Raw genomic sequence first — 13,323 nt, 5'->3', positions numbered from 1 at the left:
GCCGATGCCCGAAAGCGAAAGAGCGACCGACGCGTGAGCCCGCAAGATCCAGAAACCGGGGATCGGCATTCCTCTTCCGGCACGGCCGCGACCGATCCCGGGCGCCGGCGCTGGGGCGGGCTGTCGGGCAAGCTTCTGCTCTTGACCGTCGTCTTCGTGATGCTGAGCGAGGTGCTGATCTTCGTTCCCTCGATCGCCAATTTCCGCAACACCTGGCTGATCGACAAGCTGACGATTTCCGGTGTCGCCGCCAGCATTCTGGTGGAAACCGACATGGTGGCGCCCGGCGTGCAGGCGGAGCTCTTGCGCACCACCGGCGCCGTCGCCATCGCGCTCGACGACGGCACCCGCCGCCGGCTGATCGCCATGTCCGGGCCGCCCGGCACCGTCGCGCGGACCGTTGACATGGGCGAAGCCGACCCGTTCACTTCCATCGTCGAGAGCTTCCAGATCCTGCTCAATGGCGGCGAGGGCAACCTGCGTGTCGTCGGCCCGTCGCAGATGGGCCTTGGCGGGCGCGTCGACATCGTCATGCCGCAAGCGCTGCTGCGCGACGCGATGCTGGCGTTTTCCGTGCGCATCCTGGCGCTTTCCGCCGTGATCTCGGCGATCACCGCGACGCTCGTCTATCTGTCGCTGCGCTGGCTGTTCGTGCGGCCGATGCAAAAGCTCACGCGCTCGATGGCCCGTTTTCAGGACAGTCCGGACGACCGCAGCCTGGTGATCGTGCCCTCGCGCCGCAACGACGAGATCGGCGACGCGCAAGTGCGTCTGGCCGACATGCAGACGACGCTGGCGGTGACCCTGCAGCAGCAGCGGCGGCTGGCGGACCTCGGGCTGGCGGTCTCCAAGATCAACCACGACCTGCGCAATATCCTGGCCTCCGCCCAGCTCTTCTCCGAGCGGCTGGAGCATGTCGCCGATCCCACCGTGCAGCGGCTGGTTCCAAAGATCATCGCGACGCTCGACCGCGCCGTCAGCTACACCCAGTCGGTCCTTGCCTATGGCAGTGCCCGCGAGGCACCGCTCAAGCGCCGGCTCGTGCGGCTCGACATGATCGTGGCCGACGTGGTCGATGTCTTCGGCCTCGCGGGGCAGGGCGGGGTGGAGTTCGAGACGCATGTGCCGGAAGGCGCGGAGATCGACGCCGACCCCGAACAGCTCTTCCGCGTGTTGATGAACCTGTGCCGCAACGCCGTGCAGGTGCTGGAGGCGAACGGCGATGCGGCACTGGTGCGCCGCGTCACGATCGAGGCCGATTGCGCGGCCGGGGGCGCCACCATCCGCGTGCGCGACACCGGGCCGGGCATTCCACCGGCGATCCGTGACAAGCTATTCACGCCGTTTCAGTCCGTCGCCAAGAGCGGCGGCACGGGCCTTGGCCTTGCGATTGCGGCCGAACTGGTGCGCGCCCATGGCGGCAGCATCCGGCTGGTGGAGGCGGAGGCGCCAGGCGCGGTCTTCGAGATCCGCCTGCCGGCAAGCGGCCGTGCGGGCGCGCGCGCGGCGCCGGCCAGCGGTCGCGCCGACAGCGCGACGGCGGCGCCCGGCAGCGGCCGGCAGGAGCGCGGCACGGCCAGCTGAAAAGCCTGTGCCACGGCGGCGAAACCCCCACGCGCCGGCGAGCTTATCAACAGCTTTGGCCGGGGGAGCGCGGCGCGGTCAAAAAAACGCGCGCCCTCGCTTGCAATCGGCGAATGACCGGAGTAGAGATGCGCCCTGTTCGAAGGGCGCAGGCGCTCTTCGCACCGCCCGCCGCGCTCCGCTCACCCGGACATCGCGGCCTTGGCAAGCACCGGTAGCTCAGCTGGATAGAGCACCAGACTACGAATCTGGGGGTCGGGAGTTCGAATCTTCCCCGGTGCGCCATTTCCCCTGAATGACCCTCATTTTCGCGTTTGAACCGGATCCGTTGCGCACGGCAGTCGCACCACTGCGCGCGCCGTCGGGGACGGGATGGAGCCAGAGGCCTTTGCTCCGGCCATGGCCGCGCACCTCCGCGCGGGCTTCTACAGGCGTCGCGCCCTCGCGATTTCCCCCGATCTTTTCTCCCGACCGGGCCGGGTTTTCGATTTTTCATGACCCCTTGTGTAGCGCGCAAAAACAAATGGCGCGGCGCGCAAGATCAAATGGCAACCGATTTCAGGTCGGGAAACGCCGTTTGAAGACCGCTCAAACCGCCATCAATCGATGATTCCTTCCGCCCTCATGATCCGCTCAGTAAGTCCGCAGTGAGAGCTGCCCGGTTGATGGCGGATGACCGATCCAGCGCGGACGAAGCGATCCACAGCGCCGAACACAACAGGATCGAGAGCACCTTGTCGCTCATAGTAGGCGCGAAGGCGCTCGGTCTCGATATCGATCTGGCAATGGTCCGCTGCGCCCAGATAGAACGCAACCGTTTCGAGCCGTTTCATGGTGTTGGCGTCGGGCATTGCAGTCGCGCCCGACGCGAAGAACGCTAAGCCGAAGATGGCACTGGTAATTGGCTTCAAATCCATGATCTCGACAGTCCATAACCGCGGCTTTATCGCCGCCTCCAATGGACCGAGTTTGTCATGGGCTGACGTCGGCTTTCAAGGATGAGACGAACTCAGACTTGAGAGTTCGCCACGCATGCGCTGCAGCGAGACTGGCCAACCCGTTACCGGCTGCATCGGATCGCTCCACCCGATTGGCAAGCCCATTATCCAGTCCGAAAAACTCGGGTTGAAGATCAGGTCTCCTGTCGAGGACCTGTGCCCAGACATCAAGCTCAAATGGAGCGGGCGCGAAGAGCGGAAGCTCGGTCGTCCTGTCGGTCGAGCATTCCATGCACGGGTGAGAAGCCAGATCTGCGTCCATTGTCGAGTGGAGTTCCTGAGCGCAATTTGAGAACCCGCCTGCGACGGATCGTTCCGAAGGCGCATGCCAGCCTCCGACAACTCGATCTCTGTGCGGTTGCAGTAGAGGGACTTTGTCGGCGTGGGCCAAAATGAAGAGCCGGCGCCGTAGGTGGGATGCGCCAACTTCAAGCGCCGAAAACAATCCCGCTTTGACTGAGTAGCCCATGCCTTGAAGGTCCTGGAAGACATCGGCGGCTCCCAGATCGAGGTGACCTTCGACGTTCTCGAAAAAGCACCATTCCGGTTCGATTTCCGCGACGATCCGGCGGATGTGCGGCCACAGGTGCCTCGGGTCGTCTTTTCCTCTGCGGTGCCCAGCACAACTGAATGGCTGGCATGGGTATCCGCCAGAGACGAGATGAACCTTGCCACGCCCTGGTGTGCCGTCGAAGGTGGCCACGTCGTCCCAGACAGGCGCTGGATCCAAGGCCGCGTCCGCCATCCGCGCCACGAGACAGGCCGGGCCGCGATCGCCCGCCTATTGCCATTTCCGACTGCCGCGTCTCCAGGCGGCAAGCTGATCGATCCGTGTCGAAGTGGCGTTCGGCCCGCCGTCGGCCGTGTCTCACGCTGATCCCTGGAGATCCGTCAATGTCTACATCCGTCCGCCCCTCCGGCGCGGCAAAAAACGGCGCATTCGTGCCTGATCAAGAACCGAAGCCTCTATGTCCGATATCTGCGCTGGCGTCTGAGCCGGCCAGAAGACGCGAAAGATGCCTATCAGAACTTCTGTCTGAAGGTGTTGCGTCAACGCGATGCGCCGGACGACGGCGCCCAGGCCGAGGCCTGGCTGCAGCGCGTTCTGCGCGCCACGCTGATCGATCACTACCGCCGACGTGCGAGCCGGCAACGCGGCGAGGAAGCTTATACGCGTGAACCGCGGGAGGACCGGAACGGCCCCGAGGCGGATGCCGTTCCGCTGTACCGTTGCGTGTGCCTGGCGCTTCAGCGACTCAAGGCCGACCATACCGAACTCATCCGCTGCATCGATCTGGAGGAGGCCCCCCGTGCCGGGTTGCCGCCGAGCAGGGTGTGACCGTCAACCATCTCGGTGTCCGGCTGCACAGGGCGCGGCGCGCCTTGAAGGCACAGATCGCCGAAGTCTGCCCGACCTGTGGCGACGGGCGTTTTGTGGAGTGCGATTGCTGAGCGCGCAGCCGGCCGTCGCTCGGCGGGACGGTCAACGCCGGGCGAAAGTCGAGCGGATGGCCGCAGTTCGCGCCGTCCGCTCTACTCGTCCTGGCTGGCGATCGGCGTCATGCCGAGCATTGCCGCGCTGCTCAGCATCAGGCGCATCAACTCGGTCTGCCGGCTGATGCCGCTCTTGGAGAAGATGGAGCGCAGATGCGTGCGGGCCGTGTTGCGGCTGATGTTCAGGGATTGCGCCGTTTCGTCCAGGGACAGGCCCGAGGTGAGGCTGCAGGCGACTTCCGCTTCCGCCGCCGTCATCGCGAAGAGGTTGCGCAGGATGGCGCGTTCCGGCTCGCCGCTGCTGTCCGGATCGCGGATCATCACGACAGCGGCGAAGCCGCCGGGCGCCTCCGGCGTACAGCTTAAACTGTGAACGATGAGTCCAAGCTCGCGCGCACCCGAGGGGCGCGAGACGACCAGCGTTTGCGGCCGCGGCCGGGGAACGGTCTCGCCGGGAGTGAGCCGGCTGCGAATGGCGCTCTGAAGAGCGCGGTTGTCGAGCGCATCCGCCGCCGCGAGGGTGCCGCGCGACAGTCGCAATCCGTCCTGACTGTCGATCAGGTCCCGCGCGACCCGCGTGGTGTGAATGACCCTGCCCTGAGCATCGAGGAAGATGGCGCCGACGGCCAGGCGGTCGAGCGTGCCGGAGTAGACGTTGCGCTCCTGCTCGGAGCGGTCGATGCGGGCGGCCAGCCGGTGGGCGCGGCGCAGATGCCGCAGGAGATCCTCGGCGAGAGGCCGAAGGTCCGGCGAGAACGGCGGGCCGTCGTGGCTCGGCGTCAGATGCAGGCGGTAATGGTCCTCCTGCGGATCGCCGCAATCGGCGGTGATCCGGGCGCCGGTCGTGGCGAACAGGCCCTGGCGATGGTCCGCGTCGCGCATTGCCGCGTCGCGGACCTCTGCGGCGCTTGAGGTCAGGCGACGGTGACGAACGCTCGCGTCCCGGTTCTCGATCTCGAGCGTCACCTCCATCGCCCCGGTGACGTCGCGGACCAGCTTGAGGCACTGACGCAACGTGCCGCCACCGGTGAGCGTGTCGTAGATGCTTTCGATGATGTCCGCAATTTCGGCGGTGTGCCGTCCCCTGTCGAGCATGTCGCTTCCTCCCGCGATGCGATGCCTGGCCGCCGGCGTCTCCCGATCCGTGCCAGCGCGTTCACCATCATGACGATTTATAGACTATGTGTCAATTAATCGTCGTGGTGTTGAATATTCGTCGAATGATTGGATGTGCTTCGCTCGTCTTATTGGACGATGCGCGCCGCGCCGGTCCCCTCGAAAAAGACCGGGACCATCCCGGGCGTGCGCACTGGCACCCCCGGCAAGCAGGGAGTTGTCATGCGCGAAGCAGTTATCGTCTCGGTGGCGAGAACGCCGATCGCGAAAGCCTACAAGGGGGCTTTCAACGATACGGAGGCCCCGGCGCTGTCCGGCCACGCCGCGCGCGCCGCGCTGGCCCGTGCGGGTGTCGAGGGCGGCGACGTCGACGACGTCGTCCTGGGGTGTTCGGCGCAACAGGGCACGCAGGGCTACAACATCGGGCGGTTGACCGCCGCCGCCGCCGGCCTGCCGGAGACGGTGCCGGGCATGACGGTCGACCGAATGTGTTCGTCCGGGCTGATGGCGCTGGCCATCGGCGGTCGGCAGATCGCGCAAGACGGCATGGAGATTGTGATCGCCGGCGGGGTTGAATCGATCAGCCTCACCCAGAATGGCCACAAGAACACCTATCGCAACCAGTCGCAGGCGGTGACGGCGCGGTGGCCGCATATGTATATGCCGATGATCGAGACGGCGGAAATCGTCGCCGAGCGCCATGGCATCGACCGCGCGGCGCAGGATGCGTTTTCCCTGCAAAGCCAGCGGCGCACGGCCGCTGCCCAAGCCGCTGGCCGGTTCGATGCGGAGCTTGCGCCGCTGACCACCACCAAGCTGGTGAAGGACCGGGAAACCGGTGAGATACGCCATGAAGAAGTGTGCCTTGAGCGGGACGAGGGCGTGCGGGCGGACACGACGCTGCAACGCTTGAACGGTCTGGCTCCTGTCTATTCCGGCGGCGCTCTGGTCGAAGTGGGGCGATGCGTGACGGCGGGCAACTCCTCGCAGCTGTCCGACGGCGCGGCGGCGCTGGTTCTGATGGAGGGGCGGCGGGCGGAGCGCCTGGGGCTCACACCGCTCGGAGCCTTGCGCGGGGTCACTGTGGCGGGCTGCGCGCCGGAGGAGATGGGGATTGGTCCCGTTCTCGCTGTACCGAAGCTTCTGGACCGGCATGGCCTGCAGGTGGACGACATCGATCTGTGGGAACTGAACGAAGCCTTCGCCAGCCAGGCGGTCTATTGCCGCAATCGCCTCTGTCTCGATCCGGACAAGGTCAATGTGAACGGCGGCGCGATTGCCGTTGGCCACCCCTTCGGCATGACAGGCGCGCGTCTGTCCGGGCATCTCCTGATCGAGGGGCGCCGTCGGGGGGCGCGTCACGGTGTGGTGACCATGTGCATCGGCGGCGGCATGGGTGCGGCTGGCTTGTTTGAGATTTTTTCCTGAAGTCGGGGGCGCGCGACGCACGGGTGGTTCCGCTTCGCGTGTCGCCGATGCTAGAAAGCCTGCAGCATGTTTCGAGGCGATGGATCGCCGGGGAGAGACGGAAATGGGGAACGGGGGCGAAAGCGCCGGCGAGCGAAGCGAGACGCGTCTGCAAAAAGCGGAGCGGCGCGAGACCAACCCGCGCAAGGAGCTTGTGCGCGAACAGCTTCTCGACATCGCCGCGCGCATGTTCGACGAGAAGGGCTATGATCGCTGCAGCATGGCGGCAATCGCTAGCGAGGTCGGTCTCGGGCGCTCCGCAATCTACCACTATTTCGGATCAAAGGACGAGATCCTGGCGGCGCTTATCGATACGGAGGCGCTGGAGCCGTTGAGCCGGTTGCGGGAACTGGCCGATGACACGACGCACAGTCCGGCCGAACGGTTGCGGGTGACCATTGTCGACGGGGTGGTACGGCGGCTCTCCAGCGGCGCGCGCTTCGTGCGTCTGGCGCGTCTGGAGGCTCAGATCCCCGACCATTTGCTCGCCGACTACAACAACTCGCGCCGGGCGATTTACGACTATTATGTCGATTGCATCGAGCAGGGCATTGCCGCCGGCGAGTTCCGGCAGGTGGACACGCACGTCGCCGCCTTCGCGGTGATCGGCATGGCCAATTGGACGTCGCGTTGGTATCGGCCCGACGGTCGCTTGAGCGCCGAGGAGATTGGCGAGGCGATGGCGGATCTCGCCTTGGCCGGGTTGCTGTCAAACGACCAGAACAAGCGTCGCCTGGAAGAGGCGCGCGCCCGGGTTCGGGGGCTGAGCGACGATGTCGCGGTCCTGAGACAACTTCTGGGATAGGCGCCGCGCGGGCCCTCTCGAACCGGCGAGGGTCTTCACCGGACCTGGTGCGTCGTCCGATTGCATGATGCCGATCCTGCACTTTCCGAGCATGCTCTGACGATACGCGTTCGGCGTGTGGCGCGCGCGGCATGGGTTGGTGCGCCGGTCGTTCGATCCGGGGCCGGGACTTCGAGCCGCGGCCGGGTCGTCGATGCAGGGAAGGGGCGAGTGCCGTGCGGCCGGATACAGGCCGGAGTGCTCAAAAAGAGTGCCGAAGGCCCTTGAGAGCCGGGAATGAGGGGGAGGAAAATGCTGAGTGAGATCGCCATCATCGTGGTGCGGGGCGTGGCCATTGGCTCGCTGTTCGCGATCATCGCGATGAGCTTCAACATCGTGCACAATGCCACGCGCATTCTGAATTTCGCGCAAGGAAATATTTTCATCCTCGGGGGGTTCGCAGCCTATTTTCTTGCCGACAACGCGGGCTTTCCGACCTGGCTCCTGATGCTTGTGGTCACGGGTCTGGTGATGGCCGTCTTGGTGGCAATGCAGGGCTGGCTGACGCTTCTGCCGCTGCGCGGAAACAGCGCCGAGCAGGACAGCTGGATGATCTCGACCGTCTCGGTCTCGGTGATCATCGCGGCGATCCTGATGCTGGTCTACGGGCCGTTCGCCTATTCTGTCGGTGGGGTGGTGCCGGCCTTCCGGATCTTTGGTGTCAAGACGCCCGGCGCCTTTCTCCTGGCGATTGCCGCGATGCTGGGCTGCTATTTTCTGCTGTCCTGGTTCCTACGCCATTCCTTCACCGGACTGGCGATCAGTGCTCTGTCGCAGGACTTCGACGCCGCCCGCGCGGCCGGACTCAACGTGCGCGGGTTGCAGCTCCTCGCCTTCGGGATCAGCGGCCTGATTGCCGGATCCGCCGGCTTCATGGTGGCGCCGATGATCTCCGTCAGCCCGGATGCGGGACTGCGCTATGTGCTGAACGGTTTCATCGCTGCGGTGATCGGCGGGATCGGCAACAACACCGGCGCACTGATCGGTGGTCCGCTGGTCGGGGTGATGGCGATGCTGATGGCTTACAAGGTCGGCGGTGCCTATCAGGATCTCGCCTCCTTGATCGTTCTCGTCGTGATCCTGATGTTCTGGCCGCAGGGCCTGTTCGGGCGCGCGACCGCGCGCAGGGTGTAACACGATGGCGAGCCAACACGACAGTCTCTCGGAGGCCACGGGGCCGCAGGTGTCCCTTCCCTTAGGACGCGGACGATTCCGCTCCGACGGGCTTCAACTCCGCATCGGCATCCTGCTGATCCTGCTGACCGGGATCGGGCCGAGCCTTCTGGGCAATTCCTATTGGGAGCACACGTTCCAGCTGGTGAACATCTTGATCGCGGTCGCCGTGCTGCAGAATTTCCTGTTCGTCGATGCCGGGCAGAAGAGCTTCGGTCAGGGTGCAATCCTCGGTCTGGGCGCTTATGGGCTGGCGATCGCCAGCGGGATTCACGGGGCGCCGCTAACCCTCGGCGTTCTTTCGGCGGTCGGCGCCGCCATGCTGGGCGGGCTGCTGTTCGCATTGCCCGCTCTCAGGGTTCAGGGATTTCATCTCGGCTTCGCGACCCTGAGCGCGGCTATCGTCTTTCCTCAGCTTTTGATCCAGTTCGACGACGTCACCCGGGGTATCAACGGGATCAGCCTTTCTGTTCCGGCTCTGACGAAGCCCCTGGTCTGGGGTCTGAGCGGCTTGACACTGCTGGTGACAGCGGTGCCGATCGCCGCCCTGTTGTTGCATTACGGCATTCGCACCGCGCGGTTGGGGCGGCGCATGCGCGTGGCTGCGGAAAGCGCCGAGGCGGCGCGTGCGCTCGGGGTACGCCCCGGCGCCATGCGGGCGCTGGCCTTCATGATCGTCTCGGCCGGCACGGGCCTGTGCGGGGCGCTCTATGTGCCGGCGGTCGGCTTCATCAGCCCGCAAGCGTTCATAATCGAATTGTCCTTCACCCTTTTCTTCGTGGTGGTCGTCGGAGGGCGCGGGCAACTGCTCGGACCGATCGTCGGCATCTGGGTGATCTACATCGTTCCCAATGTGCTGCTGGTGCAACTCGTCGAGTATCGGCTGCTGATCTACGGGTTCCTGACGCTGGCGGTGGTGATCGCATTTCCCGACGGCCTTGTGGGTACCGTCGAGATGTGGCGACGCAAGCGCTTCCAGCGCGGCGGCGGAGAGCAGGGTTTCCGCCTCGCTCCCTTCTCGGAAACGTTGGAGAAGGTCGCGCCGCGCCCGGCTCCCGCAGCGGCGGCGCCCCCCATCCTCGAGGTACGAGGCGCGGTCAAGCGCTTCGGGCAGGTCGTGGCGCTTGACCGTGTCGATCTGGAGGTGCGCCCCGGCGAGGTGCATGGCCTGGTCGGTGCCAACGGCTCCGGAAAAACCAGCCTGCTGAATGTCATTTCCGGATTCAGCCGGCTGGATGGCGGAAGCTACAGTTTTCGGGGCCGTGACGTGACCCGGTTGAATGCCACCGGTATCGCCCGTATGGGGCTGGGTCGAACGTTCCAGACCCCGCGTATCTTCACCGATGTGTCGGTATGGGATAACATTCAGCTTGGTCTCGATGCCCGCCCGACACCGCTTGACCCCGAGATGGCCCGGCTCGCCGAGCGCTTCCGCGAGGTCTATGGCGAGGACAATCCCGCTCTTCTGGCGCATGGCCAGCGGCGTCTCCTCGAAGTCATTCGGGTGGTCTTTGCCGATCCTGCCCTGGTGTTGTTCGACGAACCCGCGGCGGGGCTCGCGCCCGCCGAGAGGGCCGAATTCTCCCGTTTGCTGCGCCAGATCAGCACGCGGCTTGGCATGTCGGTGATCCTGGTGGAGCACGATCTCGACCTGGTCTGGGACATCGCCGACCGCATCACCGTGTTGGAAACCGGTCGGGTGGTGGCGTCCGGGCCGCCGCAGGTGCTCGCCCAGGATCCGGCGGTTCAGCATCTCTTCGTCGGAGGCGCCCATGCTTGACGTTCGGGACCTGGTCGCCGGCTACGGGGATATCCCCGTGCTGCGCGGTATCTCACTGCATGCCGAACCCGGCGAGATCCTGTTGATCGGCGGCGAGAATGGAGCCGGAAAATCGACGCTGATGCGGGCGATAGCCGGTTTCATCAAACCTTCGCAAGGCAGCGTTGTGCTGGACGGAAAGCCGCTCACCGGCCTTCCGCCGGAGAAGGTGGCGCGCTCGGGGTTGCGGTTGGTCCTGGATGGGCACCGCGTCTTTCCCGAACTCACCGTCTACGACAACCTGCGAATGGGGGTGGCCGCCCGCCCCGACGACCGGGCGGATCTGGCGCGGTCGCTGGAGGAGATCTATGAGGTCTTCCCCATTCTCAAAGAACGATCCCGGGCGCGGGCGTACGACTTGTCCGGCGGCCAGCAGCAAATCCTGGCGCTCGGACAAGCCTTTGTCGCCCGGCCGCGCGTGCTGTTGTGCGACGAGCCTTCGCTGGGGGTGGCGCAGGCGCTTTTGCCGCCGATCCTGGCGTTCCTGCGGCGCTGGGCGGAAAGCGGAACCGCGATCGTCATCGTCGACCAACATGTAAAGATCAGCCTTCCCTACGCGGATCGCGCGATGATCGTGCAGCGGGGCCAGGTCCTGCTGGAGTGCCCCGCTGGCGAACTCGACCGGCGGCTTTCAACCCTGCACGCGGCGCGCCAAAACGCCCATGCGGAGCGTTGAGCGCCGCCTCCCCCGTCCTGTCGTCCTATCGGACGATGAGGCGGGCGGGCGGGCGGGCTATCCCTGATGCCACCAGACAGCGAATCCACAAGGAGCGCGCCATGCCGGATCGGGACAGCCCGTCGCCCCAGTACGAAACCGACCAGCCCGTTTTGTACCGGGTCGACGGAGCGGTCGCCTGGATCACCATGAACAGGCCCGCCTACAACAACGCCCAGAACGCGCAGATGACCTATGCGCTCGACGATGCCTTCAGGCAGGCGGTCGATGACGATGCGGTGCGGGTGATCGTGCTGGGCGGTGAGGGCAAGCACTTTTCCGCCGGGCACGACATCGGCACACCGGGCCGCGACGTCGATTGCAGCTTCGACCGGCGTCTTCTCCTGCCCGATCATGTCGGGCGTTCGGGGGCGGAGTTTCTCTACACGCGCGAACACGAGGTGTATCTCGGGATGTGCCGGCGCTGGCGCGACTGCCCCAAGCCCACCATCGCCATGGTGCAGGGCGCCTGTGTCGCCGGCGGGCTGATGCTGGCCTGGGTTTGCGACCTGATCGTGGCGTCGGAGGAGGCCTTCTTTCAGGATCCGGTGGCGCGGATGGGCATTCCCGGCGTGGAATATTTCGCCCATGCGTTCGAACTGCCGCCGCGCGTCGCCAAGGAATTCCTGCTTCTGGGCGAGCGGATGAGCGCGGTGCGGGCCGAAGGCTTCGGCATGGTCAACCGGGTGGTGCTGCGGGAGAACCTCAGGGCCACGGTGCGCGAGATCGCTGTGAAGCTGGTGGAACGACCGCCGCTCGGCGCCTGGCTGATCAAGCAGGCGGTGAACCATGTGGAGGACCTGCGCGGCAAGCGCACCGGCATGGATGCGGTCTACCACATGCATCATTTCGCCCATGCCCAGAACGAGTTGGCGACCGGGCACCGTCTGGCCGGGCTCGACGGGGCCGCCATGTCGGCCGCGAATAAGTCGGAAAACGGAGGCTGACGGTGGACCTGCGCTACACGGATGAACAACAGGCCTTTCGTGCCGAGGTACGCGACTGGATGGCGGCCAATGTGCCGGGTGAACCGCTGCCCTCCTTCGATGGCGGACGGGCGGGGTTCGAGGCCCACCGCGACTGGGAAGCCCGGCTCAACGCGGGCCGCTGGGGCATGGTCACCTGGCCGGAAGCCTATGGCGGGCGTGGGCTCGATCTGATCCGCTGGCTGATCTTCGAGGAGGAGTATTACGCCGCCGGCGCGCCCTTGCGGGTCAATCAGAATGGTATTTTTCTGCTCGGCCCGACCCTGATGGAATACGGCTCGGAAGAGCAGAAGGCGCGGTTCCTGCCGCCGATGGCCACGGGCGAGGAGATCTGGGCGCAGGCCTGGTCCGAGCCGCAGGCAGGATCCGACCTTGCGGCGGTGCGGGCGAAGGCGGTGCGCGACGGCGACAGCTATCTCTTGTCGGGGCACAAGATCTGGTCGTCGCGGGCGGTGATGGCCGACTGGGCCTTCGGCCTGTTCCGCACCGATCCGGCTTCCGAGCGTCACAAGGGCCTGTCGCTGATCCTTTTCCCGCTCGATGCGGAGGGGGTGCGCCGGCAGGCGATTGCCCAGATCAACGGCGAGACCGGCTTTGCCGAACTGTTCCTGGACGAGGTGCGGGTGCCGGCCGGCAACCGGGTGGGGGCGGAAGGCGAGGGCTGGCGGATCTGCATGGCGACCGCCGGCTTCGAGCGTGGATTGATGCTGCGCAGCCCGGCCCGGTTCCAGATGACCGCGCGGCGTCTCGTGGAGCTTTACGAGGCAAACCGCGAGACCTGCGGCCCGGCGCAACGGGACGCGGTTGCAGAGGCATGGATGGCCGCCGAGGCCTATGCGCTGTCGGTCTACGCCACCGCGTCGCGGCTGATCGCCGGCGGCAGAATCGGCGCGGAGGCCAGCCTCAACAAGATCTTCTGGTCGGAGATGGACATAAAGATGCACGAAACGGCACTGGCGATCCTCGGAGCGCGGGCGGAATTGCTGCCGATCGCTTCCGCCGCCGGCGATGTCGGGCGCTGGCTCGATGGCTATCTCTTCTCGTTGGCCGGGCCGGTCTACGCCGGCACCAACGAGATCCAGCGCAACATCATCGCCGAGCGGTTGCTTGGCCTGCCGCGCGGCTAG

Annotated in this window: 12 protein-coding genes and 1 tRNA gene; 10 read left to right on the top strand and 3 right to left on the bottom strand. The window is 65.8% G+C overall.

The window, feature by feature from the left end; translation table 11 throughout:
• Positions 1-33: 33 nt before the first annotated feature.
• Both LC092_RS21305 and LC092_RS17385 read left to right on the top strand, forming a co-directional pair.
• Positions 34-1,584 (top strand): sensor histidine kinase, encoded by a 1,551-nt coding sequence (locus tag LC092_RS21305; RefSeq protein ID WP_224808614.1) that lies wholly within the window; start codon positions 34-36, stop codon positions 1,582-1,584.
• 208 nt (positions 1,585-1,792) lie between these two features.
• Positions 1,793-1,869: transfer RNA gene (locus LC092_RS17385), tRNA-Arg, on the top strand.
• Positions 1,870-2,183: 314 nt separating this feature from the next.
• Here LC092_RS17385 and LC092_RS17380 read toward each other — a convergent pair.
• Positions 2,184-2,501, bottom strand: a complete 318-nt coding sequence (locus LC092_RS17380) for a hypothetical protein (RefSeq protein WP_224808613.1) — start codon at positions 2,499-2,501, stop codon at positions 2,184-2,186.
• Positions 2,502-2,556: 55 nt separating this feature from the next.
• The gene (locus tag LC092_RS17375) at positions 2,557-3,327 is read right to left on the bottom strand and encodes a DNA cytosine methyltransferase (protein ID WP_224808612.1); all 771 of its coding nucleotides are present in this window, start codon (positions 3,325-3,327) and stop codon (positions 2,557-2,559) included.
• A 135-nt stretch (positions 3,328-3,462) separates the two neighbouring features.
• On the opposite strand from LC092_RS17375, the gene LC092_RS17370 reads away from it, so the two are divergent.
• On the top strand, positions 3,463-3,921 hold the full coding sequence (locus LC092_RS17370) for an RNA polymerase sigma factor (protein WP_318245933.1): 459 nt from the start codon (positions 3,463-3,465) through the stop codon (positions 3,919-3,921).
• Positions 3,922-4,115: 194 nt separating this feature from the next.
• On the opposite strand, the gene LC092_RS17365 is transcribed toward LC092_RS17370, so the two are convergent.
• Positions 4,116-5,171 (bottom strand): helix-turn-helix transcriptional regulator, encoded by a 1,056-nt coding sequence (locus tag LC092_RS17365; protein ID WP_224808611.1) that lies wholly within the window; start codon positions 5,169-5,171, stop codon positions 4,116-4,118.
• 243 nt (positions 5,172-5,414) lie between these two features.
• On the opposite strand from LC092_RS17365, the gene LC092_RS17360 reads away from it, so the two are divergent.
• The 7 genes from LC092_RS17360 (at position 5,415) to LC092_RS17330 (ending at position 13,323) form a co-directional block, all read left to right on the top strand.
• Entirely contained in the window at positions 5,415-6,620 is a 1,206-nt protein-coding gene (locus LC092_RS17360; RefSeq protein ID WP_224808610.1) for an acetyl-CoA C-acyltransferase, read from the top strand.
• 103 nt (positions 6,621-6,723) lie between these two features.
• A complete protein-coding gene (locus LC092_RS17355) occupies positions 6,724-7,464 on the top strand; it encodes a TetR/AcrR family transcriptional regulator (RefSeq protein WP_224808609.1) in 741 nt (246 codons plus the stop codon).
• 291 nt (positions 7,465-7,755) lie between these two features.
• Positions 7,756-8,637, top strand: a complete 882-nt coding sequence (locus LC092_RS17350; RefSeq protein ID WP_224808608.1) for a branched-chain amino acid ABC transporter permease — start codon at positions 7,756-7,758, stop codon at positions 8,635-8,637.
• A 4-nt stretch (positions 8,638-8,641) separates the two neighbouring features.
• Positions 8,642-10,456 (top strand): ABC transporter permease subunit, encoded by a 1,815-nt coding sequence (locus LC092_RS17345; protein WP_224808606.1) that lies wholly within the window; start codon positions 8,642-8,644, stop codon positions 10,454-10,456.
• Between the two features lie 37 nt (positions 10,457-10,493).
• Positions 10,494-11,171: an ABC transporter ATP-binding protein gene (locus tag LC092_RS17340; RefSeq protein WP_224808604.1), complete on the top strand. Its 678-nt coding sequence runs from the start codon at positions 10,494-10,496 to the stop codon at positions 11,169-11,171.
• A 101-nt stretch (positions 11,172-11,272) separates the two neighbouring features.
• Positions 11,273-12,157 (top strand): enoyl-CoA hydratase, encoded by an 885-nt coding sequence (locus LC092_RS17335; RefSeq protein WP_224808602.1) that lies wholly within the window; start codon positions 11,273-11,275, stop codon positions 12,155-12,157.
• A 2-nt stretch (positions 12,158-12,159) separates the two neighbouring features.
• Positions 12,160-13,323: an acyl-CoA dehydrogenase family protein gene (locus tag LC092_RS17330; protein WP_224808600.1), complete on the top strand. Its 1,164-nt coding sequence runs from the start codon at positions 12,160-12,162 to the stop codon at positions 13,321-13,323.

Source organism: Stappia stellulata, from assembly GCF_020176715.1.
Classification (GTDB): domain Bacteria; phylum Pseudomonadota; class Alphaproteobacteria; order Rhizobiales; family Stappiaceae; genus Stappia.
Note: the sequence above shows the minus strand (reverse complement) of the source record. Positions and strands in the feature narration are given on the sequence as shown.

Bases quoted from the DNA above. Each gene is read 5' to 3' on its own strand.
- LC092_RS17380 (WP_224808613.1), bottom strand. From the start codon at position 2,501: ATGGATTTGAAGCCAATTACCAGTGCCATCTTCGGCTTAGCGTTCTTC.
- LC092_RS17375 (WP_224808612.1), bottom strand. From the start codon at position 3,327: ATGGCGGACGCGGCCTTGGATCCAGCGCCTGTCTGGGACGACGTGGCC.
- LC092_RS17365 (WP_224808611.1), bottom strand. From the start codon at position 5,171: ATGCTCGACAGGGGACGGCACACCGCCGAAATTGCGGACATCATCGAA.
- LC092_RS17360 (WP_224808610.1), top strand. From the start codon at position 5,415: ATGCGCGAAGCAGTTATCGTCTCGGTGGCGAGAACGCCGATCGCGAAA.
- LC092_RS17355 (WP_224808609.1), top strand. From the start codon at position 6,724: ATGGGGAACGGGGGCGAAAGCGCCGGCGAGCGAAGCGAGACGCGTCTG.
- LC092_RS17350 (WP_224808608.1), top strand. From the start codon at position 7,756: ATGCTGAGTGAGATCGCCATCATCGTGGTGCGGGGCGTGGCCATTGGC.
- LC092_RS17345 (WP_224808606.1), top strand. From the start codon at position 8,642: ATGGCGAGCCAACACGACAGTCTCTCGGAGGCCACGGGGCCGCAGGTG.
- LC092_RS17335 (WP_224808602.1), top strand. From the start codon at position 11,273: ATGCCGGATCGGGACAGCCCGTCGCCCCAGTACGAAACCGACCAGCCC.